Origin of the sequence: Serratia sp. NPDC087055, from assembly GCF_044900985.1 — a bacterium.
In the GTDB taxonomy this organism is placed as follows: domain Bacteria; phylum Pseudomonadota; class Gammaproteobacteria; order Enterobacterales; family Enterobacteriaceae; genus Serratia.
Map to the genome: position 1 here is coordinate 291,651 of NZ_JBJDOG010000002.1, position 25,083 is coordinate 316,733.

The 25,083-nt window shown below is 54.3% G+C and carries 23 protein-coding genes; 19 read left to right on the plus strand and 4 right to left on the minus strand.

Features of this window, described 5'->3' with window-relative positions; all coding sequences use genetic code 11:
- Positions 1 to 234: 234 nt before the first annotated feature.
- The 14 genes from ACI2J2_RS15150 (at position 235) to yjjJ (ending at position 14,244) form a co-directional block, all read left to right on the plus strand.
- Complete coding sequence (locus ACI2J2_RS15150; protein WP_037424156.1) at positions 235 to 672, plus strand: DNA polymerase III subunit psi; 438 nt, start codon at positions 235 to 237, stop codon at positions 670 to 672.
- Entirely contained in the window at positions 617 to 1,060 is a 444-nt protein-coding gene (rimI, locus tag ACI2J2_RS15155; protein ID WP_209634904.1) for a ribosomal protein S18-alanine N-acetyltransferase, read from the plus strand. Before ACI2J2_RS15150 ends, rimI begins: the two co-directional genes overlap by 56 nt.
- Positions 1,061 to 1,228: 168 nt before the next feature.
- Positions 1,229 to 2,818 carry a peptide chain release factor 3 gene (gene prfC / locus ACI2J2_RS15160; RefSeq protein WP_209634908.1) on the plus strand — a complete coding sequence of 530 codons (1,590 nt, stop codon included), beginning with the start codon at positions 1,229 to 1,231 and terminating at the stop codon, positions 2,816 to 2,818.
- 532 nt (positions 2,819 to 3,350) lie between these two features.
- Entirely contained in the window at positions 3,351 to 3,965 is a 615-nt protein-coding gene (gene osmY, locus ACI2J2_RS15165; protein ID WP_209634911.1) for a molecular chaperone OsmY, read from the plus strand.
- Positions 3,966 to 4,121: 156 nt separating this feature from the next.
- Positions 4,122 to 4,283, plus strand: coding sequence for a DUF1328 domain-containing protein (locus ACI2J2_RS15170; protein ID WP_004955572.1), 162 nt, complete (start codon positions 4,122 to 4,124; stop codon positions 4,281 to 4,283).
- A 59-nt stretch (positions 4,284 to 4,342) separates the two neighbouring features.
- Positions 4,343 to 4,528: a stress-response protein gene (locus tag ACI2J2_RS15175; RefSeq protein ID WP_209634914.1), complete on the plus strand. Its 186-nt coding sequence runs from the start codon at positions 4,343 to 4,345 to the stop codon at positions 4,526 to 4,528.
- A 10-nt stretch (positions 4,529 to 4,538) separates the two neighbouring features.
- The gene (locus tag ACI2J2_RS15180; protein WP_404760384.1) at positions 4,539 to 5,660 is read left to right on the plus strand and encodes a patatin family protein; all 1,122 of its coding nucleotides are present in this window, start codon (positions 4,539 to 4,541) and stop codon (positions 5,658 to 5,660) included.
- The gene (locus ACI2J2_RS15185) at positions 5,657 to 6,433 is read left to right on the plus strand and encodes a TatD family hydrolase (protein WP_209634921.1); all 777 of its coding nucleotides are present in this window, start codon (positions 5,657 to 5,659) and stop codon (positions 6,431 to 6,433) included. Before ACI2J2_RS15180 ends, ACI2J2_RS15185 begins: the two co-directional genes overlap by 4 nt.
- A 210-nt stretch (positions 6,434 to 6,643) precedes the next feature.
- Positions 6,644 to 7,909 (plus strand): NupC/NupG family nucleoside CNT transporter, encoded by a 1,266-nt coding sequence (locus tag ACI2J2_RS15190; RefSeq protein ID WP_209635291.1) that lies wholly within the window; start codon positions 6,644 to 6,646, stop codon positions 7,907 to 7,909.
- Between the two features lie 373 nt (positions 7,910 to 8,282).
- Complete coding sequence (deoC, locus tag ACI2J2_RS15195; RefSeq protein ID WP_404760385.1) at positions 8,283 to 9,062, plus strand: deoxyribose-phosphate aldolase; 780 nt, start codon at positions 8,283 to 8,285, stop codon at positions 9,060 to 9,062.
- Positions 9,063 to 9,131: 69 nt separating this feature from the next.
- On the plus strand, positions 9,132 to 10,454 hold the full coding sequence (deoA, locus tag ACI2J2_RS15200) for a thymidine phosphorylase (protein WP_209634926.1): 1,323 nt from the start codon (positions 9,132 to 9,134) through the stop codon (positions 10,452 to 10,454).
- Between the two features lie 184 nt (positions 10,455 to 10,638).
- The gene (gene deoB, locus ACI2J2_RS15205) at positions 10,639 to 11,862 is read left to right on the plus strand and encodes a phosphopentomutase (protein WP_209634929.1); all 1,224 of its coding nucleotides are present in this window, start codon (positions 10,639 to 10,641) and stop codon (positions 11,860 to 11,862) included.
- A 167-nt stretch (positions 11,863 to 12,029) separates the two neighbouring features.
- The gene (deoD, locus tag ACI2J2_RS15210) at positions 12,030 to 12,761 is read left to right on the plus strand and encodes a purine-nucleoside phosphorylase (RefSeq protein ID WP_061807400.1); all 732 of its coding nucleotides are present in this window, start codon (positions 12,030 to 12,032) and stop codon (positions 12,759 to 12,761) included.
- Positions 12,762 to 12,900: 139 nt separating this feature from the next.
- On the plus strand, positions 12,901 to 14,244 hold the full coding sequence (gene yjjJ / locus ACI2J2_RS15215; protein ID WP_404760386.1) for a type II toxin-antitoxin system HipA family toxin YjjJ: 1,344 nt from the start codon (positions 12,901 to 12,903) through the stop codon (positions 14,242 to 14,244).
- 17 nt (positions 14,245 to 14,261) lie between these two features.
- Here the strand turns inward: yjjJ and ACI2J2_RS15220 are convergent, their stop codons facing one another.
- Entirely contained in the window at positions 14,262 to 14,948 is a 687-nt protein-coding gene (locus ACI2J2_RS15220; RefSeq protein ID WP_265555820.1) for a YtjB family periplasmic protein, read from the minus strand.
- Between the two features lie 104 nt (positions 14,949 to 15,052).
- Here ACI2J2_RS15220 and serB point away from each other — a divergent pair, with 104 nt between their 5' ends.
- The 4 genes from serB (at position 15,053) to ACI2J2_RS15240 (ending at position 20,494) form a co-directional block, all read left to right on the plus strand.
- Positions 15,053 to 16,030, plus strand: coding sequence for a phosphoserine phosphatase (gene serB, locus ACI2J2_RS15225; RefSeq protein WP_209634935.1), 978 nt, complete (start codon positions 15,053 to 15,055; stop codon positions 16,028 to 16,030).
- Positions 16,031 to 16,174: 144 nt separating this feature from the next.
- A complete protein-coding gene (radA, locus tag ACI2J2_RS15230) occupies positions 16,175 to 17,560 on the plus strand; it encodes a DNA repair protein RadA (protein WP_020825123.1) in 1,386 nt (461 codons plus the stop codon).
- Between the two features lie 56 nt (positions 17,561 to 17,616).
- Positions 17,617 to 18,891: a multifunctional transcriptional regulator/nicotinamide-nucleotide adenylyltransferase/ribosylnicotinamide kinase NadR gene (gene nadR / locus ACI2J2_RS15235; protein WP_209634937.1), complete on the plus strand. Its 1,275-nt coding sequence runs from the start codon at positions 17,617 to 17,619 to the stop codon at positions 18,889 to 18,891.
- A 127-nt stretch (positions 18,892 to 19,018) separates the two neighbouring features.
- On the plus strand, positions 19,019 to 20,494 hold the full coding sequence (locus tag ACI2J2_RS15240) for a glycosyltransferase family 39 protein (protein WP_404760387.1): 1,476 nt from the start codon (positions 19,019 to 19,021) through the stop codon (positions 20,492 to 20,494).
- Here ACI2J2_RS15240 and ACI2J2_RS15245 read toward each other — a convergent pair.
- Entirely contained in the window at positions 20,488 to 21,489 is a 1,002-nt protein-coding gene (locus ACI2J2_RS15245; protein ID WP_404760388.1) for a zinc-binding alcohol dehydrogenase family protein, read from the minus strand. The two genes, ACI2J2_RS15240 and ACI2J2_RS15245, sit on opposite strands and share 7 nt — an antisense overlap.
- 98 nt (positions 21,490 to 21,587) lie before the next feature.
- Between ACI2J2_RS15245 and ACI2J2_RS15250 the strand changes: the two genes are divergently transcribed.
- Positions 21,588 to 22,499: a LysR family transcriptional regulator gene (locus tag ACI2J2_RS15250; protein ID WP_209634942.1), complete on the plus strand. Its 912-nt coding sequence runs from the start codon at positions 21,588 to 21,590 to the stop codon at positions 22,497 to 22,499.
- A 29-nt stretch (positions 22,500 to 22,528) separates the two neighbouring features.
- Here the strand turns inward: ACI2J2_RS15250 and ettA are convergent, their stop codons facing one another.
- Positions 22,529 to 24,196 carry an energy-dependent translational throttle protein EttA gene (gene ettA, locus ACI2J2_RS15255; protein WP_037420609.1) on the minus strand — a complete coding sequence of 556 codons (1,668 nt, stop codon included), beginning with the start codon at positions 24,194 to 24,196 and terminating at the stop codon, positions 22,529 to 22,531.
- Between the two features lie 265 nt (positions 24,197 to 24,461).
- Positions 24,462 to 24,959, minus strand: coding sequence for an OmpA family protein (locus ACI2J2_RS15260; protein ID WP_037420612.1), 498 nt, complete (start codon positions 24,957 to 24,959; stop codon positions 24,462 to 24,464).
- Between the last annotated feature and the right edge of the window lie 124 nt (positions 24,960 to 25,083).

Consider the following 25,083-nt stretch of genomic DNA (forward strand, 5'->3'; position numbering starts at 1 on the left):
TTCAAATCGCAGGTGTGTTGGCTGCGCGACCTCACCCCAGTCACTTACTTGAGTAAGCTGCTGGGGATTCACTCGCTTGCCGCCTTCCTGCAATTTGAAAGCTATTGGGTATAAAGAGTACCGTTAAGATGAAAGATGACGGGATGTTGGCGCAGGCCGTGCGGGTTTGTTAGCATAGCGCGGCGCATGGCAGGCATGGCGCACCACAACAGGTAGATCCTGACAGGAATCGGCATGGCATCAAAACGCGACTGGCTGTTACAACAACTGGGTATTACGCAGTGGACATTGCGCCGCCCGGGCGTGTTGCAGGGCGAAGTCGCGGTCAGCCTGCCACCCGAGGTGCGCTTGCTGGTTGTGGCGCAGACCTTGCCTGAGCATAACGATCCGCTGTTTTGCGACGTGCTGCGCAGCCTGGGATTGACCCCGGCGCAAACCTACGGCCTGACGCCGGATCAGGTGGCTATGCTGCCTGAGGACACCGAATGCAACAGTTGGCGGTTGGGCGTTGCGGAGCCACTTGCGGTGGCCGGCGCGCAGCTATATAGCCCGGCATTGGCCGAGCTCTCTCTCGATGCGAGTGCCAAACGCGCACTCTGGCAGCAGATTTGTCATCATGAACACTATTTCTACCCTGAACGCGGCCGATCTGGCCACAGCCTTCAAGATTGAGCAAGCCAGCCACGCCTTTCCCTGGACACAGGCCACCTTTACCAGCAATCAGGGCGACCGCTATCTGAATCTGAAGCTGGAATCCGACGGGCAGATGGCCGGTTTTGCCATTACCCAGATCGTGCTGGATGAAGCTACGTTGTTCAACATTGCCATTCATCCAGACTGGCAACGTCGGGGGTTCGGCCGCCAGCTGCTGGAGGCGCTCATTGCCCAATTGGAAACCCGTGGCGTAGTGACGTTGTGGCTGGAAGTCCGCGCTTCTAACCGTGCTGCCATCGCGTTGTACGAAGATCTCGGCTTCAACGAAGTGACCATCCGCCGGAATTACTACCCAGGCACCCATGGCCGTGAAGATGCGATTGTGATGGCGCTGCCGCTAGGTTAGCGGGTAGCCCGCTTCTAACTTCTCCGCCGGGAAAAGCATTGATTGTCACCGGTTGACAAATCAGCGAAAATACCCGGCTATTATCTTTTATTTACCGCTTTGCCTGGCGCCGCGATCGGCGCGTTCTGATGCTTTCGCAGGGCGGACTAACTGTAGAATCTGAAAAACATGTCTCCTAGTGAATTTGCCCGCGAAGTCTCGAAAAGAAGAACTTTCGCCATCATCTCGCACCCCGATGCCGGTAAAACCACCATTACCGAAAAGGTGTTGTTATTCGGACAGGCGATACAAACCGCCGGTACGGTAAAAGGCCGCGGTTCAAACCAGCATGCCAAATCCGACTGGATGGAGATGGAAAAACAACGTGGTATTTCCATTACGACCTCGGTGATGCAATTCCCGTATCGCGAATGCTTGGTTAACCTGCTCGATACCCCGGGACACGAAGACTTCTCCGAAGATACTTATCGTACCCTGACCGCTGTCGACTGCTGTTTGATGGTGATTGACGCGGCGAAAGGGGTTGAGGATCGTACCCGTAAACTGATGGAAGTTACCCGTCTGCGCGATACCCCGATCCTGACCTTCATGAACAAACTGGACCGCGATATCCGTGATCCAATGGAAGTCATGGACGAAGTTGAGCGTGAGCTGAAAATCGCCTGCTCACCGATCACCTGGCCTATCGGCTGCGGCAAGCTGTTTAAAGGGGTTTACCACCTGTATAAGGATGAAACCTACCTTTATCAGACCGGTAAAGGCCACACCATTCAAGAAGTGCGCATTGTCAAAGGGTTGGACAACCCAGAACTGGACGCTGCCGTCGGTGAGGATCTGGCTGCGCAGTTGCGTGAAGAGCTGGAGCTGGTGCAGGGCGCATCCCACGAGTTTGATCAAGATGCTTTCCTCAGCGGTGATTTGACGCCGGTATTCTTTGGTACCGCACTGGGTAACTTCGGTGTGGACCATATGCTTGACGGTCTGGTTGCCTGGGCCCCTGCGCCGATGCCGCGCCAAAGCAGCACCCGTGAAGTGGTCGCTGCCGAAGAGAAGTTCACCGGTTTTGTCTTTAAGATTCAGGCCAATATGGATCCTAAACACCGTGACCGCGTTGCCTTTATGCGTGTGGTCTCCGGCCGCTATGAAAAAGGCATGAAGCTGCGTCAGGTACGTACCGGTAAAGACGTCGTAATCTCTGATGCACTGACCTTCATGGCGGGCGACCGTTCGCACGTGGAAGAAGCCTATCCTGGCGATATCATTGGGTTGCATAACCACGGCACCATTCAGATTGGCGATACCTTCACCCAGGGTGAAGATATGAAGTTCACCGGTATTCCAAACTTTGCACCGGAACTGTTCCGCCGCATTCGTCTGCGTGATCCGCTGAAGCAAAAACAATTGTTGAAAGGTCTGGTTCAGCTATCTGAAGAAGGGGCTGTACAGGTCTTCCGTCCGATTGCCAACAACGATTTGATCGTTGGCGCGGTGGGTGTGCTGCAGTTCGACGTGGTGGTAGCGCGTCTGAAAAGCGAATACAACGTTGAAGCCTTGTACGAGTCCGTCAACGTGTCGACCGCCCGCTGGGTTGAATGCAGTGACGTGAAGAAGTTTGAAGAATTTAAACGTAAGTGTGAACTTAACCTGGCATTGGACGGCGGAGACAACCTGTCTTACATCGCGCCAACCATGGTTAACCTGAACATCACACAGGAACGTTACCCTGAAGTGGTGTTCCGCAAAACGCGCGAGCACTAACAGAACAGCAGGGCGCCTTAGGGCGCCCTGCTGCTATTGAATTCCCTCTCAGCCTGCTAATTAGTAAATTCCCCTCATCAGTTCATTCTCTCTTGTCATCATCAGCAATTTCCCGGCCTTACCTGCTTTTTTTGTCATATGGTCTATATTTAACAGGGCGCTAACTGTTGGGTAAGCGTAATTCACTGAATTTGCTTATAACTGTAGCGAGTTGTTCGGTACTGTTGCCAATTAGAGACAGTATGATGTTATAAATATCAATAACATAGCGATAACATCGATTTTACGGGCAGAGGTTGTCGTTAATAGACGACAGTTTTTAGTTTGAAAAGTAAGCGGTTTTTGTTTTGTTATTGATTTTAAAGTTAATTTTAAAGTTGGCACAGCCGTTGCAACAGTCCAAATGTGGCAACAATCGTTTTACGTGAATATTTGATCGTATAGAAATTGTGAAGTATTTACTGAATGGGCCGCGTTATGGCGGCTGAAGAATCCGTCACCATTTTGGGTTCACAACCAAAGGAAGAGATCGATGAAAAATACTAAATTTGCACAATCACTGATGGCTGTTGTTTTGGGTTCCGTTCTGGTTAGTGGCAGCGCGCTGGCTGAAGATACGCTGCTCAATAAAGCGTCGAGTGCCGCTGATAGTGCGGGTGCCAAAATCGATAGCTCCATGAAAAAAGTTGACGGCTACATGGATGACAGCGCAACAACGGCTAAAGTTAAAAGTGCGTTGGTGGATGATAAAACCATCACCAGCAGCGATATCTCGGTGAAAACCGAGAAAGGGACCGTCACCCTGAGCGGGTTTGTCGGTAGCCAAGCGCAGGCCGAGCATGCGGTAGAAGTGGCCGGTAAGGTTGAAGGCGTTAAATCCGTCAGCGACAAGCTGCACGTGAAAGATGAAAGCAAGCAATCCATGAAAGCCTATGCCGGTGATACTGCGACCACCAGCGAACTGAAAGCTAAACTGCTGGCCGATGACATCGTGCCTTCGCGTAACGTGAAAGTGGAAACCACCGACGGTGTCGTGCAGCTTTCCGGTGAAGTGAAAAGCCAGGCGCAGTCTGAGCGTGCTGAAAGCATCGCCAAGGCTATCGACGGCGTGAAAAGCGTTAAGAACGACCTGGTCGTTAAACCATAAATTTTTAGAACACGTGACAACAAGCACCAAATCCTGGGTTGGTCGTGAGGTTAACCCAGGATGCACCATCAAAAAAAGAAACTGACCTGTAACCTGAGAGAGCCTGACAAGGGCACAGGCTGCGATGTGTTTTTTCACTATGGTAAGGAGAAGCTTATGTTTCGTTGGGGCATTATCTTTTTAGTCATTGCATTGATTGCTGCGGCGTTGGGTTTTGGGACGCTGGCGGGTACCGCCGCTTGGGCAGCAAAAATCGTCTTCGTCGTTGGGATCATTCTGTTCCTGGTCAGCCTGTTTACCGGCCGCCGACGTCCTTAGCTTCTTAAGACAAAGTGTAACAAAGCTTAATCCGTTTTCTCGCAGTAGGGAGGCCAGTCATGAACAGCGATATCATTCTCGGACGCTGGAAACAGTTGAAGGGCCGGGCCTGCCAAGCATTGGCAGAGTGGTCCGACAATGACTGCATTTGGCTGATGGGAAGCAATGACTGCCTCTCTGGTGTACTGCAAGAGGATTACGGAAGAGAGCAAGACGAGGTATCCTCGGGTAAAACGTCTCACTGAGGATTCAGGGTTGGGATACAGAATACCCATCACGCTCGGCAATATAGAACCGCTGGCGTATAAACCTTACCGGCCCGGTAAAATGGCGTTGGTATGTGAAGGGGGCGGGCAGCGCGGTATTTTTACCGCCGGCGTACTGGACGAGTTTCAGCGTGCCCGCTTTAATCCTTTTGATCTGATGATCGGCACTTCTGCCGGCGCGCAAAATCTCTCGGCTTTTATTTGTGGCCAGATGGGTTACGCCCGGCGAGTGATCACGCGTTATACCACCTCTGCTGAATTCTTCAATCCGCTGCGTTTTGTGCGCGGCGGGCATTTGATTGATCTTGACTGGCTCATCGACACTACGTCGCAACAGCTGCCGCTGGCAATGGACGTGGCGGAAAAGCACCTGATCGATGGCCGTGAACTCCTGATGTGCGCTTGCCGCAGCGATGATTTTGAGCCCACCTACCTGTCTGCACAGCGCGAAAACTGGTTGCCAGCCATCAAGGCATCCAGCGCCATCCCTGGTTTTTACCGGATGGGGGTGGAACTCGATGGCGTGAGCTATCAGGATGGCGGTATCAGTGACGCGATTCCGGTTGAAGAGGCCTATCGCCGCGGCGCAGACACCATTGTGGTGATACGCACCGTGCCGTCACAGATGTACTACACGCCGCAGTGGATGAAGCGCATGGAGCACTGGCTGAGCGAGAGTAGCCTGCAACAGATGGTGCGCATCCTGCAACACCATGAGCAAAGCTATCACCGCATCCAGCAGTTTATTGAGAAACCGCCCGGCAAGCTGCGTATCTTTGAAATTTTCCCACCAAAGCCGTTGGCCAGTAATGCCTTGGGCAGCCGTTTGACGTCACTTAATCAGGACTATCACTTGGGTCGCCGTTGTGGACGTTACTTCCTGGCAACCGTCGGTCACTGGTTGGTTCAACAGGATAAGCTGGATGGCATGAAGGTGAAAAAGGTATTGTCGCGCCGTTTGATCCAACCGGAAAACGTTGTCATGCCTTCACCGATCATTACCGACGTCACACACCCGCGCGATCTTGCGGCACAACCGGAAGCCAAGTTGGCTGCGATGGATATTATCCTGCCGGGCGACGTGCCGCCGGGCGAAGGGGGACAGTTGTGAGTCACGACTTCACCGACACACACTGCCATTTTGATTTTCCGCCGTTTTACGGCCATGAGCCAGAAAGCCTGGCTCTTGCCGAACAGGCGGGCGTGCGACGGATCATCGTGCCGACGGTGACCGCCGATCGCTTTGCCCGGGTTCTGAAGCTGGCGCGCGAATACCCACCGCTGTTTGCCGCTCTGGGGCTGCATCCGCTGTATATTGCCCAGCATCAGGAGCCTGAACTCGAGCAACTGGCGGCATTCCTGGCAAGCCAACCTCCGAAGCTGGTCGCCGTGGGGGAGATCGGCCTCGATTTGTATATGGAAAACCCGCAGTTTGAACGGCAGCAGCGGGTGTTGGCGGCCCAATTGGCGCTGGCTAAACAATACGATTTGCCGGTGATCCTGCATTCTCGTCGTAGCCACGATCAGTTGGCTGCACTGTTACGCCGTACCCCGGTGCCGCGTTGTGGCGTGGTGCATGGCTTTGCCGGCAGCTTGTCGCAAGCGCAAGCGTTCATTCGTCTGGGGTATTACATCGGCGTCGGGGGCACCATCAGTTATGAGCGGGCGCAGAAAACCCGCAACGTCATGGCCCAACTGCCGCTAACTTCTTTACTGCTGGAAACCGATGCGCCGGATATGCCGCTAGCCGGTTATCAAGGCCAGGCCAACCGCCCTGAGCGTGCCGCAGAGGTATTTAAGGTGTTATGCCAACTGCGTGCTGAATCTCCCGATGATATTGCGGCCCATCTGCAACACAACACTCACACCCTGTTTAAGCTCTGAGATGTAAACCCGTCATAAATGTGATGCCCATCACGTTATAAGATTTTCATTTGCTTCCTGTTGTATACATTTGTGACATAAATCGGTGCGGGTGCGGCTTCGCTCCGTATAATCGCATCCCGAAATCACTCATAAGCAACCCTCGCGGTATTACCGGACAGGGATGCATTTCTTTTTTTCGCAACAGGGATACTTTGCATGCAACTCATCATGAGCCTGGTCGGTATGGCGGCGCTGATCGCCATTGCCGTGCTGCTCTCCAGCAACCGCCGCGCGATTAAATTGCGCACCGTTGTCTGGGCATTTGTTATTCAGGTCGCCATCGGCGCGCTGGTGCTGTATGTCCCGGTTGGCCGAGCCATTCTTGGCGGTATGTCGGCGGGTGTCGCTAACGTCATCGCTTATGGCAACCAAGGGATTTCATTTATCTTTGGCGGCTTGGTTTCCGACAAGATGTTTGAAGTCTTCGGCGGCGGCGGTTTTGTTTTCGCACTGCGCGTGCTGCCGGTAATCGTGTTCTTCTCCTCGCTGATTGCGGTGCTTTATTACCTCGGCATCATGCAACTGGTGATTCGTATTTTGGGGGGTGGTTTGCAAAAACTGCTGGGTACTTCACGTACCGAGTCGCTGTCTGCAACCGCCAACATCTTCGTTGGCCAGACCGAAGCCCCGCTAGTGGTACGTCCCTATATCGCTACCATGACCCAGTCTGAATTGTTCACCGTGATGTGTGGTGGCCTGGCCTCGGTCGCCGGTTCAGTGCTGGCGGGTTACGCCCAGATGGGTGTGCCGCTGGAATACCTGATTGCCGCGTCGTTCATGGCAGCGCCGGGTGGATTGCTGTTTGCCAAGCTGATGGTGCCAGAAACCGAAAAAACCCACGATAAAGACGATGCGATGAAGCTGATCGCCGAAGAGGATCGCCCGGCTAACGTGATCGATGCGGCGGCTTCCGGTGCGGCTTCGGGCATGCAATTGGCGCTGAACGTCGGTGCGATGCTGTTGGCGTTTATCGCATTGATTGCGTTGTTGAACGGTATTCTCGGCGGTATTGGCGGTTGGTTCGACTATCCGCAACTGTCGCTGGAACTGATTCTGGGTTGGGTATTCTCACCGATCGCCTTCCTGATTGGTGTGCCATGGCATGAAGCGATGACTGCCGGTTCGTTTATCGGCCAGAAGATTATCGTGAATGAATTTGTCGCCTACATGAACTTTGGCGCTTACCTGCGTCCAGACGATGTGGTTGCGGCTGACGGGCTGCAGGTGCTGTCTATGCATACCAAGGCCATCATTTCCTTTGCACTGTGCGGCTTCGCCAACCTGTCATCGGTGGCGATCTTGCTGGGTGGCTTAGGCAGCATGGCGCCAAACCGTCGTCACGATATTGCGCGTTTCGGTCTGAAAGCCGTGGCTGCCGGTACGCTCTCCAACTTAATGAGCGCAACCATTGCCGGGTTCTTCTTGGCACTGTAAGCCAGGTTCTGTCTTGCCCTGGCGCAACATGCTCTATGGCAGGACTCCGCCTATACTCTAAGACGGGCACAGATGCTGTGCCCGTTGTCTTTGTCCGTTTCTTTAGCGAATTTGTGAACGATATCGCGTTATTTTGTGATGCTCTTCACATATAATTCCGGCCTGTTACAGTGTTATTTCATATAGTGTGACTGTGAGCGCGAATCGCCCCGGGCGATCGTGTTCAAATAGCTATTACTGACCCTACACGAAACGAAGGGTCATGCGCGGTGAGAAGGATCTCAGTGGCCGCCGTGGGAGCTCTGTTCCCCAGCGCTGTCTTCAAGGAACCAAGTCCGCTCGCCAACATCCAGGTTCTCAGTTGGAGAGTTTTATGACCGAACTAACCGCAGCAGCGCAACGTGCGCTGACCTTAATGGATTTAACCACGCTGAACGATGATGACACCGACGAGAAGGTGATCGCGTTGTGTCATCAGGCGAACAGCCCGGCAGGCCATACGGCGGCCATCTGTATTTACCCGCGTTTTATCCCTATAGCGCGTAAAACGTTGCGCGAACAGGGGACGCCGGATATCCGCATTGCGACTGTAACCAATTTCCCGCATGGCAACGACGATATCGACATCGCGCTGGCGGAAACCCGTGCGGCTATCGCCTACGGTGCTGATGAAGTGGATGTGGTATTCCCTTATCGCGCGTTGCTCGCCGGTAATGAGCAAGTGGGATTTGAACTGGTAAAACAGTGCAAACAGGTCTGTCAGGCGGCTAATGTCCTGCTGAAAGTGATCATCGAAACCGGTGAGCTAAAGCAGGCGAATCTGATTCGTAAGGCGTCGGAGATTGCCATCAAGGCCGGTGCTGACTTTATCAAAACCTCTACCGGTAAAGTGCCCGTCAACGCGACGCTGGAAAGTGCTGAGCTAATGATGTCGGTGATCCGCGATATGAATGTCGCCAAAACCGTGGGCTTTAAGCCGGCCGGTGGTGTTCGTACGGCGGAAGATGCGCTGCATTATCTGCAACTTGCCGATCGTATTCTGGGTGAAGGCTGGGCCGATGCGCGTCATTTCCGCTTCGGGGCGTCCAGCTTGTTAGCCAGCCTGCTGACGACGCTGGGCCACAGTGCCGAGACGTCCGGTAGCGGTTACTGATCGATTACGTCGGCAAGGCGCGATACGGCGCCTGCCTGCACCCTACATTCGCTAAAACAGGGGGATGCCTTGTTCCTGGCACAAGAAATTATTCGTAAGAAACGTGACGGTCAGCCGTTGAGCGAAGCGGAAATCCGCTTTTTCATCAATGGGATCCGTGACAATGTGGTTTCCGAAGGTCAGATCGCCGCGCTGGCGATGACCATTTATTTCCACGATATGACCATGCCGGAGCGCGTGGCGCTTACCATGGCAATGCGTGATTCCGGCACCGTGCTGGACTGGAAAAGTCTGTCGCTGAATGGACCTTTAGTCGACAAGCATTCCACAGGCGGTGTGGGCGATGTGACGTCGCTGATGCTCGGTCCCATGGTCGCCGCATGTGGCGGTTATGTCCCAATGATTTCTGGCCGTGGTTTGGGCCATACCGGTGGGACATTGGACAAGCTGGAGGCCATCCCGGGCTTTAATATTTTCCCGGACGACAATGCCTTCCGTAAGATTATTCAGGACGTAGGCGTTGCGATTATCGGCCAAACCAGCTCGCTGGCACCGGCGGACAAGCGTTTCTACGCGACCCGTGACATTACCGCGACCGTGGATTCTATCCCGCTGATCACCGCGTCTATTCTGGCGAAAAAGCTGGCAGAAGGCCTGGATGCCTTGGTGATGGACGTTAAAGTCGGTTCTGGTGCCTTTATGCCAACTTACGCGTTGTCGGCTGACTTGGCACAGGCGATTGTTGGCGTGGCCAACGGTGCGGGCTGCAAAACCACGGCATTGCTGACAGACATGAACCAGGTACTGGCTTCGAGCGCGGGTAATGCGGTGGAAGTGCGTGAAGCGGTGCGCTTCCTTACCGGTGAATACCGCAACCCACGCCTGTTGGAAGTGACCATGGCGTTGTGCGTGGAGATGTTGCTTTCCGGTGGGCTGGCGAAAGACGACGCCGATGCGCGTGCCAAGCTCCAGGCGGTATTGGACAATGGTAAGGCAGCAGAGGTGTTTGGTCGGATGGTGGCTGCACAACAAGGCCCGACCGATTTCGTTGAGCGTTACGACAGCTATCTGCCTGCGGCAACCCTGAGCAAGCCCGTTTATGCCGAGAAGCAGGGCATTATCAGCGCGATGGATACCCGCGCGCTGGGCATGGCTGTCGTGTCACTGGGCGGTGGCCGTCGTCGTGCGACCGACAGTATTGATTACAGCGTGGGCCTGACTGGCATGGCACGTCTGGGCGACAAAGTGGATACTCAGCAGCCGCTGGCGGTGATCCATGCCAACGACGAAGAAACTTGGCAGCAGGCGGCCGAAGCGGTCCGCAGTGCCATGACGCTAAGCGACAAAGCACCGGAAGAGACGCCGGTAGTTTACAAACGCATTTCGGAATAAGTATTACCTTTACAACATTTATAGCGGTAGCCAAACTCGCTGCCGCTATACCCAATGAATTTCAAGGTGCAGGTAGGCGGCAACGGAAGGAATCCCAGGAGCTTGGTAAATCCAGTGACTGGGGTGAGTGAAGGCAACCCACACACCTGCGGCTTGAAAGACGACGGGTATACAGGAGAGCATGATGAAACGCACATTTATTATGGTATTAGACTCATTCGGTATTGGCGCAAGCGAAGATGCTGAGAAATTTGGCGATCAGGGTTCCGATACGCTGGGCCATATTGCCGATGTTTGCGCGCGCGGTGAAGCCAACGTTGGCCGTCAGGGCCCGTTGACACTGCCTAACCTGAGCCGTTTGGGCTTGGGTAAAGCGGCGGAAGAGTCCACTGGCACCTTCCCGCAAGGGCTGGATCGCAATGCGGATATCATTGGTGCCTACGGTTATGCCAGCGAGCTTTCTTCTGGTAAAGATACGCCGTCAGGCCACTGGGAAATCGCCGGTGTGCCGGTCTTGTTCGACTGGGGCTATTTCAGCGACGAGCACAACAGCTTCCCACAAGAACTGCTGGACAAACTGGTTGAACGTGCCAATTTGCCCGGCTATCTCGGCAACTGCCACTCATCCGGCACTGTGATCCTCGACCAACTGGGTGAAGAGCACATGAAAACCGGCAAGCCGATTTTCTACACCTCTGCTGACTCAGTGTTCCAGATTGCCTGCCATGAAGAAACTTTCGGCCTGGACCGTCTGTATGAGCTGTGTGAAATCGCCCGTGAAGAGCTGACGGAAGGCGGTTACAACATCGGCCGCGTGATTGCGCGTCCTTTCCTGGGCGACAAGCCGGGCAACTTCCAGCGTACCGGTAACCGCCATGATCTGGCAGTAGAACCACCTGCCCCTACCGTGCTGAAAAAGCTGGTGGACGAGAAGGGTGGTGAAGTGGTGTCGATCGGTAAAATTGCCGATATCTACGCTAACGTGGGCATCACCAAGAAGGTCAAGGCGACCGGTATCGACGCGTTGTTTGATGCAACCCTGATCGAAATGGAAAAAGCCGGTGACAACACCATTGTGTTCACCAACTTTGTTGATTTTGACTCCTCTTACGGCCACCGCCGTGACGTTGCAGGCTATGCCGCAGCATTGGAGCTGTTCGACCGCCGCCTGCCTGAGCTGTTAAAATTGGTTAAAGATGAAGACATCATTATCTTCACCGCTGACCACGGTTGCGATCCAACTTGGCCGGGCACCGACCATACCCGTGAGCACATTCCGGTATTGGTTTACGGTCCGAAAGTAAAACCAGGCTCATTGGGTCACCGTGAGACCTTCGCCGACATCGGCCAGACGGTCGCCAGCTACTTTGGCGTGTCACCGATGGATTACGGTAAATCCATGCTCTAAGCCCCCTATTTCAAGCTGCAGCGTTATTAGCTTTATGCGTGGGCCCCAGTGACTGACTCAAGTCAGTGGCTGGGGACTCGCCCGCGAGTGAGAACACTGCGGTTTGGCGTTCAATGGTTTGGATGTTTGACGTTTTTATTCAATACGATTTCTAAAGGAAGACAATTATGGCTACGCCGCATATTAATGCTGAAATGGGTGATTTCGCTGACGTAGTACTGATGCCGGGCGATCCGCTGCGTGCAAAATACATCGCGGAAACTTTCCTGGAAGGCGCGGTGGAAGTGAATAACGTGCGCGGTATGCTGGGCTTCACCGGGACTTACAAAGGTCGTAAGATCTCTGTCATGGGCCACGGTATGGGGATCCCATCTTGCTCCATTTATGCGCGTGAACTGATTGCCGAATTCGGCGTGAAGAAAATCATCCGTGTGGGTTCCTGTGGCGCGGTTCGTGACGATGTCAAACTGCGTGACGTGGTGATCGGTATGGGTGCTTGCACCGATTCCAAAGTGAACCGCATGCGTTTCAAGGATCATGACTATGCGGCGATTGCCGATTTTGACATGGTGCGTAACGCAGTAGACGCAGCGGCAGCGCAGGGTATCCCGGCGCGCGTGGGTAACATCTTCTCTGCTGATTTGTTCTACACGCCAGATCCAGACATGTTCCAGGTGATGAAGAAGTACGGCATCCTGGGTGTGGAAATGGAAGCCGCCGGCATCTACGGTGTGGCTGCGGAGATGTACGAAGAGTTCGGCTGTAAAGCACTGACCATTTGTACCGTTTCAGACCACATTCTGCGTCATGAAGCGACCACCGCGGCAGAGCGTCAGACCACCTTTAACGAAATGATCGTTATCGCGCTGGAATCTGTACTGCTGGGTGACAAAGCGTAATAACACTGCGGGCGCGGCACCCTGCCGCGCCTCGGATAAATCTATTCATCCTGCCCCACTTATTATTTGAAAAACTTTACCTTATAGGTAATTAGCGCTATTAATCTATTCATCAATCTATTCACCAATCTATTCAATTATGACTACCCTTGAGCAGGTTCTGCGGAATGGCCCGGCTGCGTCAAAAGTGCTTACCGATGCGTTGGGCATTAGCCAACCAACGTTGTCGCGCCGTATTCGCGACCTGGCGGGCAGGGTATTGGCCGTTGGCAAAGGTCGCGCCACCCGCTATGCATTGTGCCGGGTTGTGGGAGGGGAGTCGTATTTTCCGCTGTATCAGGTGGATGAACTGGGCAAGGTTTCTAAGCTGCTCACACTTTATCCTGTCTATCCGGCGGGCTGCTATGCCGTTCAGCATGAGCAAAATGGCGAGTGGCATCTTTATGACGGTTTGCCTTGGTACCTAAACGATCTGCGACCGATAGGCTTTCTTGGACGAGCCTGGGGGAAAGCCGTCTCGCAAGTACTGCGTTTGCCGGAAGATACGCAGCTCTGGAATGAAGATCAGCGCCTATTGGCGCTTTGCCACTTTGGTGACGACATGAGCGGCAACCTACTGCCCGGCAATGGCAGCTATCAACGCTGGTTGGTAAGGGGTCCAGAGAGCGCTGTACCGGTATTGGATAAAAATACTCGTTACGCGGAACTGGCTAAGCAGGCGTTGGCGGGGGAACTGGTTGGATCGTCTGCCGGTGGCGAGCAACCCAAGTTTATCGCTTATGCTGAACTGAAGGGCGGCCGATGTCGTCATGTGCTGGTTAAGTTCAGTTCGGTTCCGACAAACCCTAATGCTCAGCGTTGGAGCGACTTGCTTATTGCAGAGTCACTGGCGTTGCAGGTCGTGGCGGAGGCGGGGTTGCCTGCGGCACAAAGTGACATCTTGCTGGGTGAAGATCGGCAGTGTTTTCTGGAAATTGAACGGTTCGATCGCATCGGTCCCTTTGGTCGGGTGGCGATGGTTTCGTTGGAAGCATTGGATGCCGAGTTTAGCGGTAGTGGTAATGCCAATTGGGCCACGGCGGCTGAAGGGTTATTGAAACAGGGTGTGATAGATCGCCATACCTGTCAGAGAATGGCTCTGTATTGGGCATTTGGCAGGTTGATTGCCAATAGCGATATGCATCAGGGTAACTTGTCGTTTCTACGCCCCGAACAGCGGCCAGTGGTTTTAGCACCTTTGTATGATATGTTGCCAATGGCATTTGCACCAACCAGCAGCGGTAACATGCGTCATCAAGCGGTGGAGATCCGACTGGGCCATGAGGTCAAAGGTGCTGTTTGGCGGCAGGCCGAATTGATGGCGCTGGAGTTTTGGCAACGTGTGTCACAACATGAACCGATCAGCGAAGCGTTCCGCGATATTGCCAAGCAGATGCTGAAACAGGTTCAGGGGCTGAACGAACACATCCAGCGCATGGCTTAAACTGGCTGTCTGCCGGTTTAAGGCTTCCTCTCTTCTTTCTTTTCTTCCGGCTGTTCGTCATCGTCATTTTCCACCGTGTTACCCTCATCCAAAGGGGTATTGGCGGTCAGGAGATACGGTGACTGTTGCCAGCGGCTGCGACGGTGTTGCAGTAAGGTTCGGGCCAGAATAATGCCGATCGCCAACGCCAGCAGGATCATCAGGCGCAGCAGGTTGGTGGTGTTGTCCACCTGTTTGGATTCAGTTGCCAGCACGTGGGTATCGAGCGTGATGCGGATAAAGCCAATCGGGCCGTCTTTGCTCTGAATAGACTCCACCAGTTGGTGGTTGAAGTAACTCCCGGCGCGTTTGCCATCAAGCGACAGGCGATCGCGTATACTTATTTGTTCACCGGCATGGGAAATCAATGTGCCGTCAAGCTGATAGACGCTGGCGTCCAGAATACGGCTGTGATCGGTGAGCTGTTTGAGAATGGCATTGATGCGCTGATTGTCGACATCACTGTCGTCGTCCATCAGGGGAGCAAGGCTCGACGCCACCTGTTTGGTCAGCGTTTGGGCCAGTTCTTCCACCTGTTCGGATCGCGCCAACTGGTGACTCAGGCTAAAATAGGACGCACCCTGCATCAACAAAACCAGTAAAGCCAGGCAAATCAGGATAATAGCAGTGCGGTGCAGGCGAAATTTCAGTTTAGCGCGAGCCATGCAGGTTCCTTGGGCATCTTGGACACTTTATGTTGCCAGAAGCAATAGCGATAGGATAGCTTGATGCGTCGTTTTATCATGCAGTGTTTTTTCAGGAGTTAAGGATGTCGAATAGTCTGACCTATTGCGATCTCCCGGCAGAGATCTCTCAATGGCCGGGTCTTCCCCTTTCGCTGAGCGGTGACGAAGTGATGCCGCTGGATTATCGGGCGGGTCATACCGGTTGGCTATTATATGGCAGAGAACTGAACAAAACGCGTATCACCGATTTCCAGCGTAAGTTGGGTGCGGCGATGGTGATCGTGACCGCCTGGTGTGTTGAGGATTATCAGGTTGTGCGTCTGGCCGGTACGTTGACGGCGCGCGCCAAGCTGCTGGCGGCAGAGAGCGGGCTGGATGTGGCGCCGCTCGGCAAGATCCCGCATCTGCGCACTCCAGGGTTGCTGGTGATGGATATGGATTCGACCGCAATTGAGATTGAATGCATTGACGAGATAGCCAAACTGGCAGGCGTGGGCGAGCAAGTGTCGGAAGTCACCGAACGTGCGATGCGAGGCGAATTGGACTTTACTGCCAGCCTGCGCCAGCGCGTAGGTGCGCTTAAAGGTGCCGACGCCAATATTCTCAAGCAGGTGCGTGATGAGTTGCCGTTGATGCCTGGATTGATCAGCCTGGTGCGTAAGTTACAGGCAATGGACTGGCATGTGGCGATTGCTTCTGGTGGTTTCACTTATTATGCCGAGTACCTGCGCGACAAACTGAAATTGGTCGCGGTGGCGGCCAATGAGCTGGAAATCCGTGACGGCAAGCTGACCGGTGACGTTTTGGGGCCGATAGTCGACGCGCAGTTCAAAGCGGATACGTTAGTTGCATTGGCCGAAAAGCTGGGCATCCCAATACAGCAAACTGTCGCCATCGGCGACGGTGCCAACGATTTGAAAATGATGCAGGTTGCCGGATTAGGCATCGCCTATCACGCCAAACCGAAAGTGTATGAGAAGGCGCAGGTGTCGATTCGCCATGCTGACCTTATCGGTGTGCTGTGTGTACTGACCGGCAGCCTGAAACACGAAGTTCGCTAAACCCGTCATACTTGAAGCTGCCTCCGCGTTAGCTGCGTGCGCTCACCCCAGTCACTTACCTAAGTAAGCTCCTGAGGATTCCCGCACTGGCTGCCTTGATGCAACTCCAATTATCTAGGGTATAAAAAATGATTGAGGTAATACGTGGCAAAAGCAGCAAAACGGGCGTTTGTATGTAATGAGTGTGGGGCTGATTATCCGCGCTGGCAGGGGCAGTGCAGCGCTTGTCACGCCTGGAACAGCATTACAGAAGTGCGCCTGGCTGCCGTGTCTTCTTCTTCTCGCAACGAGCGCCTTAGCGGTTATGCCGGCGATGCTGGCATCAGCAAAGTGCAAAAGTTGTCGGATATCAGTCTCGAAGAGTTGCCGCGTTTCTCTACCGGTTTTCTTGAGTTTGACCGCGTGCTGGGTGGGGGCGTGGTGCCGGGCAGCGCGATCCTGATTGGCGGTAATCCCGGTGCCGGTAAGAGTACGTTGCTATTACAAGTATTGTGCAAACTGTCCGAACAAATGAAGACCCTGTACGTTACCGGTGAGGAATCCTTACAACAGGTTGCCATGCGTGCCCACCGTCTCGGTTTGCCGACGGGGGGCCTGAATATGCTGTCGGAAACCAGTATCGAACAGATCTGCCTGATCGCCGAGCAGGAGCAGCCAAAGCTGATGGTGATTGACTCCATCCAGGTGATGCACATGGCGGATATTCAGTCTTCGCCGGGCAGTGTGGCACAGGTGCGTGAAACTGCCGCTTATCTGACGCGCTTTGCCAAAACACGCGGTGTGGCGATAGTGATGGTTGGCCACGTGACCAAAGACGGTTCTCTGGCCGGGCCGAAAGTCTTGGAGCACTGTATCGACTGCTCGGTACTGCTGGACGGCGATGCCGATTCGCGTTTTCGTACCTTGCGCAGCCACAAAAACCGCTTCGGTGCGGTGAATGAACTGGGCGTGTTCGCCATGACCGAACAAGGTCTGCGTGAGGTCAGCAACCCGTCGGCCATCTTCCTGAGCCGGGGTGATGAGGTGACCTCAGGCAGTTCGGTTATGGTGGTCTGGGAGGGCACAAGGCCGTTACTGGTAGAGATCCAGGCGCTGGTCGATCATTCCATGATGTCCAACCCGCGGCGGGTGGCGGTTGGCCTGGAGCAAAACCGCCTGGCTATCTTGCTGGCGGTGTTGCACCGCCACGGTGGCTTGCAGATGTCCGATCAAGACGTCTTTGTTAACGTCGTCGGCGGGGTGAAAGTGAGTGAAACCAGCGCCGACTTGGCGTTGCTGATGTCGCTGGTATCCAGTCTGCGAGATCGCCCGCTGCCAAACGATCTGGTGGTGTTTGGTGAGGTCGGTCTTGCGGGAGAAATCCGTCCGGTGCCCAGTGGTCAGGAGCGTATTTCTGAGGCGGCCAAGCATGGCTTCAAACGGGCTATCGTACCGCACGCCAACGTACCGAAAAAACCGCCGGCCAACATGCAGGTGTTCGGCGTGAAGAAGCTGGCGGATGCACTTGACGTGCTGGAACAGTTTTATTAATTGCCACGCGGGGTGAAGATTATGCTATTTTGTTTAGCATACTAAACGGAGGGGCTATGCGGCAATTTGATTACCTGAAGGCGTCGATTAAGCAGAAGAACTGTACCCTGCAACAGGTGGCAGATGCCAGTGGCATGACCAAAGGCTATCTTAGCCAGCTGTTAAACGACAAAATCAAAAGCCCGAGCGCCCAGAAACTGGAAGCGCTACACCGTTATCTGGGTCTGGAGTTTCCGCGTCGTGAGAAAAAGGTCGGTGTGGTGTTTGGTAAATTTTACCCTCTGCATACTGGCCATATTTACCTGATTCAACGTGCCTGCAGCCAGGTAGATGAACTGCACGTGATCCTGTGCCACGACGAACCGCGCGATCGGGAGCTGTTCGACAATAGCTCGATGTCGCAGCAGCCGACGGTCAGCGATCGTCTGCGCTGGCTACTGCAAACCTTCAAGTACCAGAAAAACATCCATATTCATTCATTCGACGAGCAGGGTATTGAACCCTACCCGCACGGCTGGAATGTATGGAGCGACGGGATGAAAGCTTTTCTGGAACAGAAAGCCATCGTGCCGAGTTTTATCTATTCCAGCGAGGCGCAGGACGCCCCGCGTTATCGCGAACATTTGGCGATTGAAACCATCCTGATCGATCCAGAACGTTCATTTATGAATATCAGCGGCAGCCAGATCCGCCAGGATCCGTTCCGCTATTGGGACTATATCCCGACCGAAGTGAAACCCTTCTTTGTCCGCACCGTGGCGATTCTCGGCGGTGAGTCGAGTGGCAAATCGACGTTGGTGAATAAGCTGGCGAACATTTTTAATACCACCAGCGCCTGGGAATATGGCCGCGACTATGTGTTCTCGCACCTGGGTGGTGATGAAATGGCGTTGCAGTATTCTGACTATGACAAGATCGCGTTGGGTCAGGCTCAATACGTTGATTTCGCGGTTAAATATGCCAATAAAGTGGCGTTTATCGATACTGACTTTGTTACCACCCAGGCATTCTGCAAGAAGTACGAAGGCAGGGAGCACCCCTTTGTGCAGGCGCTGATTGATGAGTATCGGTTTGATCTGGTGATACTCTTGGAAAATAACACCCCATGGGTGGCGGACGGCCTGCGGAGCCTCGGCAATCCCAACGATCGCAAAGCCTTCCAGCAGTTGTTGGAGGAGATGCTGCGCGCCAATAATATCGAGTACGTGCACGTAGAATCCAGCGGCTATGACGAGCGTTTCCTGCGCTGTGTCGACTTGGTAAAACAGCTGTTGGCGGCCGACGCCAGCCGTTTGATAGCGGCACCTGAAAATCAGCACGTCATTGGTTGATGTCGCCCAATGTGTGATCACCTGGGCAAAATTAGCCGTTAAACGCTGGATTTCACTGTTGTTTAGTTAAGGTTCATTAATCATTTATTAGGTTAAGCGTTTCGTCGAAACAAATGCCGTAGAGACTATGACGTATCGCTTACTTGCTATCTGGTTACTGTTCTATGCCGCTGCCTGGACACTGCTGACTGTTCACCTCGATCCAACCGTGCCTTACGATGCTGTCGAAGCCGTAAACTGGGGCATCAATGCAGAGTGGGGCTCGCCGAAAAACCCGTGGCTAGTGGGTGTAGCGATGCACCCGGTGATTTGGTTGCCCTGGTTGCCGTTAAATATCTATTGGTATGCGAGCCACTTTGTGGCACTCGCCATAGGTATGCTGGGGGTATGGCTTCTGGCGCGGCACCTGAGTGGCAGCACCCGGCTGGCTTGGTTGGCACTGTTGACGCTGAACCTCTCAGGCATCATTAATTTCGATATTATCCCCTATAACGACAACTATTTGCTGGTGATGCTGTGGCCCTGGATGATGCTGTGCTTTCATCTGGCGATCACCCGTTCCGCTAACTGGTGGCTGGCGTTTGCCGTCACGGCGGGTTTGGCGACGATGGCGAAGTACTCAACCTTTGCATTTGTTTATTTCGCTTTCCTGTCGACGCTGTTTATACCCCATATTCGCCGCTGCTACAGACAGCCTCAGTTTTACCTCGCAGTTGCTGCTTGGCTGGCTATTGTCGTGCCAAACCTGGTTTGGCTGTGGCAGCATGACTTTGCCGCATTCAAGTGGGTCGACTCGCAAGTCAAAATGCAGTTAAACCTGGATATGCTGCAATCGCTGCTGTTGGTGTTTTATCCGTCATTGTTCCTGTGGCTGATTTTGCGACGTGCGGGAGCGGTGCTGGCCTGGCCTGACGATCCTTCGATGCGGGTGCTGTTAGGCATCTATCTGTTGCCGCTGGGCATTATTACTTTCTGGTTTTCCTTCAATGTGGGGGGCCGATTGACTGAGTGGCTGCAACCTTTCTTTGTGTTGGCTCCCGCGTTGTTGGTGGGTTGTGTAAAACAACCGCCTCACCGTTCGTTGCGCAGTGCTGTCGTGGGGATGATGTGCGCAGCGCTGGTGATTTATTTGGGTTATGCCGCCATCATGGTCGGCAACGTGCGTAATGCCGGGCAAAAGATGGTGGGGATCAAGGCGTTCAGTGCTGGAGTTGAACAGCGTTGGTTGCAACATTACGGAATGGAATTAAATTATGTCGGTGGCGCTTATTTATCACAATGGATGACGGTGTATGCCGCTTCGCGCCCGGAGACGATTACGCGTTGGTCCAATCATGAGCGGCCGAACATTTATAACGCCCATGTCAGTTATGCGCAGATTGCGCAGCACGGGGCCGTGCTGTTTGGTCACTTGGGGGAGTCCTGTGAGCAAACGGATTTCGATGGCGCTCTGGCCAGTTGGCCCAAGATACGCATTGACGTGCAGCAAAGCCTGCCGTTCCAAGCCGATCCTAAAGCTGCGCCGCAACCGGTGTGCATTGCTTTTGTGCGGCCGGAAAAGGCGCGTGACGCCATAACGCCACGCGCTTTGCCTCATCAGTAAACAATCACCAATTTGCCCTGCATATGGCCGTCGCGCAGTTTTTCATGCGCGGCGGTCAGGTTGTCTACCGTCAACCCATGCAGCGTCTCACTCAGGGTGGTGCTTAACTTCCCTTCGTCGAGCAGCTGCGCGACGTGCTTGAGGATCTCACCTTGCTGGGCAATGTCCGGCGTGTTGAACATGCTGCGGGTAAACATTAATTCCCAGTGCAGTGCCGCACTTTTCAACTTCAGGGCGCTCTGGTCCAGCGGTTGCGCATTTTCTACGATGGTGCAGATGTGGCCCATCGGCGCGATCAAGTCAGACATTGCTTTCCAGTGACCGTCGGTGTCGTTCAGGCAAAGAATATAATCCACGTTCTCAATGCCTTGCTGTGCAAGGTTGCCTTTCAGATCGTGATAATCAACGATCAGATCGGCGCCGCGCTCCAGGCACCAGGCTGCTGATTCCGGGCGTGAGGCGGTTGCAATCACCTTCACCTGGCTGCGCTGTGCGGCAAAGGGGATCGCCAGCGAACCCACGCCACCGGCACCGCCAATAATCAACAGGGTTTTCCCTGCTGCCGCGTCCTGAATTTTCAGGTGTTCGAACAAAGCCTCCCAGGCGGTCAGGGCAGTCAGCGGCATGGCGGCGGACTCTGCCCAGTTCAGGCTGCGCGGCTTGTGGGCCGTGATACGAGAGTCAATCAACTGAAGGGTGCTGTTGCTGCCTGGACGAGTGATATCGCCGGCGTACCAGACCTCGTCGCCGGGTTTGAAGCCGCTGACGCTGCTGCCCACGTCAACCACGATACCGCTGGCATCCCAGCCGAGGATGCGCGGCTGTTGCAGGCCACTTTTTTGCAGGCCAGCGTGGACCTTGGTGTCCACCGGATTGACCGACACCGCTTTAACGTCCACCAACAGATCGTATTGACCGGGAGTGGGCTTTTCCGGGGTGATCTCAATGAAGGCTGCGGGGTTTTTTGGGTCTACGGCAATGGCTTTAATCGGCATGACTGTGCTCCTTTCGAATGAATAGCCACAGTGTAGACCTCTTGATGGGGAGTGATAAGATGGACAATAACTAACTAAGTGTTCGTTTGAGGTGAACAATGCGGTTTAAACAGTTACAGGACATGGCGCTGTTTGCGCTGGTGGCCGAGTGCGGCAGTTTTACCGCCGCCGCCAAACGCGCCGCTTTGCCAAAATCCAGCGTCAGCCAGCGGATTAGCCAATTGGAACAAACGCTGGGCCTGCGGTTACTGAATCGCACCACCCGTCAGCTCAACCTGACCTTTGCCGGTGAGCGTTATTTGGAACACTGTCAGGAAATGCTCACCGCCGCCGAACGGGCAGACCTGGCGCTGCAACGGTTGCGTGATAATCCCAGCGGCCGGTTACGTATATCGACCCCCGCAGGCTTAGGCGCAACCTTGTTACCGCGGCTGACTGCGGATTTTCAACGCCAATATCCAGATGTCTCACTGGAAGTGTCGGTGTCTGATGCGATGGTAGATATGGTGCAGGAAGGGTATGACGCAGCGCTGCGGACCGGCAAGCCACAGGACTCTTCACTGATTGGCCGCCGTTTGGGCCATGCGCCACGTTATTTACTGGCCTCATCGGCTTATTTGGCGCAGCACTCACCGATCCTTCACCCGCAGCAGTTGCAGCAGCATCGGTGTATTGCACACAGTTCCTGGCCGGCCTGGAACCTGCGCCGGGGGGATGAATATTTCCGTTGGCAGCTGCCGACGCGGCATATTACCGATAACCTGCTGTACGCGCGTGAATGTGCCATTGCCGGGGCCGGGATAACCCTCTTGCCGGCATTTCTTAGCCGTGAGGTGGTCGCGCAGAAGCAGTTGGTAGAAGTGCTGCCGGAATGGCAGGCAGAAGGTAATGAGCTGTATTTGGTCTATCCGAGCCGCAAGCTGAATTCGCCGGCGCTGGCCTGTTTTATTGACGTTGTGCTGCAACACCCGGTATTTGACGATTACGCCCGCGAGCTGGCGCGGGATTAAAAAAGGCGCCGCATGCGGCGCCTTTCGGATTACTTGGCGATTCTTTTGTACTTGATACGATGTGGCTCAAGCGCTTCAGCGCCCAGCGTACGTTTCTTGTACTCTTCGTATTCGGTGAAGTTGCCTTCGAAGAATTCGACGTTGCCTTCATCCTGGTAATCCAGAATGTGGGTGGCGATACGGTCAAGGAACCAACGGTCGTGCGAGATAACCATCGCGCAGCCTGGGAATTCCAGCAGGGCGTTTTCCAACGCGCGCAGGGTTTCGATGTCCAGGTCGTTGGTCGGTTCGTCGAGCAGCAGCACGTTGCCGCCAACCTGCAGCAGCTTGGCCAGGTGCAAGCGGCCACGCTCACCACCGGACAGCTCGCCTACGCGTTTGCCCTGATCGACGCCCTTGAAGTTAAAGCGGCCGACGTAGGCACGGCTTGGCATTTCAGTGTTGCCGATACGCATGATGTCCTGACCGCCGGAGACTTCTTCCCAGACGGTTTTGGCATTGTCCATGCTGTCGCGGAACTGATCGACCGAGGCCAGCTTAACGGTATCGCCCAACACGATGCTGCCGGAATCAGGCTGTTCCTGACCGGACATCATGCGGAACAACGTCGATTTACCGGCGCCGTTCGGGCCGATAATGCCGACAATCGCGCCCTTAGGTACTGCGAAGGTGAGATCGTCAATCAGCACGCGGTCGCCGTAAGACTTACGCAGGTTGCTGACTTCAACGACTTTATCCCCCAGGCGTGCGCCAGGTGGGATAAACAGTTCGTTGGTCTCGTTACGCTTTTGGTATTCAGTGCTGTTCAGCTCTTCAAAGCGCGCCAAACGGGCCTTGCCTTTAGACTGACGGCCCTTAGCGCCCTGACGAACCCACTCCAGCTCTTTCTCAATGGATTTACGACGAGCGGCTTCAGAAGAGGCTTCCTGTGCCAGGCGAGCGTCTTTTTGTTCCAACCAGGAAGAGTAGTTACCTTCCCATGGAATACCTTCACCACGGTCAAGCTCGAGGATCCAGCCGGCCACGTTGTCGAGGAAGTAACGGTCGTGCGTGATCGCCACAACGGTACCTTCGAAGTCGTGCAGGAAGCGTTCCAGCCAAGCCACGGATTCAGCATCCAGGTGGTTAGTTGGTTCGTCGAGCAGTAGCATGTCCGGTTTTTCCAGCAACAGGCGGCACAGCGCTACGCGTCGACGCTCACCACCGGAAAGGTTGGCGATTTTCGCGTCCCATTCTGGCAGGCGTAACGCATCGGCGGCACGCTCAAGCTGGGTATTCAGATTGTGGCCATCATGAGCCTGAATGATCTCTTCCAGGCGGCCCTGTTCAGCGGCCAGCTTGTCAAAGTCAGCGCCTTCTTCAGCGTACAGCGCGTACACCTCATCCAGGCGTTTCAGAGCACCAACCACTTCCGCCAGCGCCTCTTCGACCGACTCGCGGACGGTATGCTCCAGGTTCAGTTGCGGTTCCTGTGGCAGGTAGCCGATTTTAATCCCTGGCTGCGGGCGAGCTTCACCTTCGATATCGGTATCGATGCCAGCCATGATGCGCAGCAGGGTGGATTTACCCGAGCCGTTCAGACCCAGCACACCAATTTTGGCGCCAGGGAAGAAGCTCAGAGAGATATTTTTCAAGATGTGACGCTTCGGCGGAACCACTTTGCCGACGCGATGCATGGTATAGACGTATTGAGCCACGTTGCTCTAGCCTCTCTATATCAGTTTTTATACCCGTCATACTTGGTGCTGCATCTTAGTTGGCTGCCTGCATTTACCCCTGTCACGGACTACGCGTACGCTCCGGGGATGCATTTAGTTGCCGTCGCGATGCAACGCCAATTATTTGGGGTAGATAGGATGTCTGGCTGCGGAGTGTAGCCCGTTTCGAAAGCGGATCCCAGACATCACTCCGCGATCGCCAAGTATAACTCTTTATGCGCCCGTGAAGGCGCATATTGGTTGCTTAAGGCGTGACGACGATCGCGACGCGGCGGTTTTCCGCACGACCGCTGGAAGTGCGGTTATCGGCTACAGGATCGCGCTTGCCCATACCCCGCGTTTCAATATTGGCGCGAGGAATGCCTACGCTGGCCAGCAAGTCGGCGACGGCATCGGCACGGCGCAGCGACAGCTGATCGTTATAGCTGTCTTCACCGTAATTGTCGGTATGCCCGTCCAGACGGAATTGGGTGATGCCAACGCTCATCAGTGCGCGACCCATTTTTTGTACCGTTTCGGTGCTTTCCGGGTTCAGCTTGCCGACGTTATTACCAAACAGTACTTTGTCGGACAGTCCAAATTCCCAGCCGTTATCCGTCAGTTTGAATCCCTGTGACTGCAACAGCGCAATTTGCTCAGGGGTTAAGCCCTGCGGTTTGCTCTGGCAGCCGGCAAGGGCTAACAAGGCGATAAACATCATCGTCAGCAGTGAAAAACGGCGTTTTAGTGTTTGCTGTATCATAATCAAATCCCTAGTTTTATTTTATATACCCGTCATTCTTGATGCTGCATCTGTGTTGGCTGCGAGCGCTCGCCCCAATCACTGACTTCAGTCAGTGCTTTGGGTCTGACGTTCTGGCCGCCTT

What these genes read in the sequence shown, in the direction of transcription:
- ACI2J2_RS15150 (WP_037424156.1), top strand. Translation starts at nt 235, where the DNA reads ATGGCATCAAAACGCGACTGGCTGTTACAACAACTGGGTATTACGCAG.
- rimI (WP_209634904.1), top strand. Translation starts at nt 617, where the DNA reads ATGAACACTATTTCTACCCTGAACGCGGCCGATCTGGCCACAGCCTTC.
- prfC (WP_209634908.1), top strand. Translation starts at nt 1,229, where the DNA reads ATGTCTCCTAGTGAATTTGCCCGCGAAGTCTCGAAAAGAAGAACTTTC.
- osmY (WP_209634911.1), top strand. Translation starts at nt 3,351, where the DNA reads ATGAAAAATACTAAATTTGCACAATCACTGATGGCTGTTGTTTTGGGT.
- ACI2J2_RS15170 (WP_004955572.1), top strand. Translation starts at nt 4,122, where the DNA reads ATGTTTCGTTGGGGCATTATCTTTTTAGTCATTGCATTGATTGCTGCG.
- ACI2J2_RS15175 (WP_209634914.1), top strand. Translation starts at nt 4,343, where the DNA reads ATGAACAGCGATATCATTCTCGGACGCTGGAAACAGTTGAAGGGCCGG.
- ACI2J2_RS15190 (WP_209635291.1), top strand. Translation starts at nt 6,644, where the DNA reads ATGAGCCTGGTCGGTATGGCGGCGCTGATCGCCATTGCCGTGCTGCTC.
- deoC (WP_404760385.1), top strand. Translation starts at nt 8,283, where the DNA reads ATGACCGAACTAACCGCAGCAGCGCAACGTGCGCTGACCTTAATGGAT.
- deoB (WP_209634929.1), top strand. Translation starts at nt 10,639, where the DNA reads ATGAAACGCACATTTATTATGGTATTAGACTCATTCGGTATTGGCGCA.
- deoD (WP_061807400.1), top strand. Translation starts at nt 12,030, where the DNA reads ATGGCTACGCCGCATATTAATGCTGAAATGGGTGATTTCGCTGACGTA.
- yjjJ (WP_404760386.1), top strand. Translation starts at nt 12,901, where the DNA reads ATGACTACCCTTGAGCAGGTTCTGCGGAATGGCCCGGCTGCGTCAAAA.
- ACI2J2_RS15220 (WP_265555820.1), bottom strand. Translation starts at nt 14,948, where the DNA reads ATGGCTCGCGCTAAACTGAAATTTCGCCTGCACCGCACTGCTATTATC.
- serB (WP_209634935.1), top strand. Translation starts at nt 15,053, where the DNA reads ATGTCGAATAGTCTGACCTATTGCGATCTCCCGGCAGAGATCTCTCAA.
- nadR (WP_209634937.1), top strand. Translation starts at nt 17,617, where the DNA reads ATGCGGCAATTTGATTACCTGAAGGCGTCGATTAAGCAGAAGAACTGT.
- ACI2J2_RS15240 (WP_404760387.1), top strand. Translation starts at nt 19,019, where the DNA reads ATGACGTATCGCTTACTTGCTATCTGGTTACTGTTCTATGCCGCTGCC.
- ACI2J2_RS15245 (WP_404760388.1), bottom strand. Translation starts at nt 21,489, where the DNA reads ATGCCGATTAAAGCCATTGCCGTAGACCCAAAAAACCCCGCAGCCTTC.
- ACI2J2_RS15250 (WP_209634942.1), top strand. Translation starts at nt 21,588, where the DNA reads ATGCGGTTTAAACAGTTACAGGACATGGCGCTGTTTGCGCTGGTGGCC.
- ACI2J2_RS15260 (WP_037420612.1), bottom strand. Translation starts at nt 24,959, where the DNA reads ATGATACAGCAAACACTAAAACGCCGTTTTTCACTGCTGACGATGATG.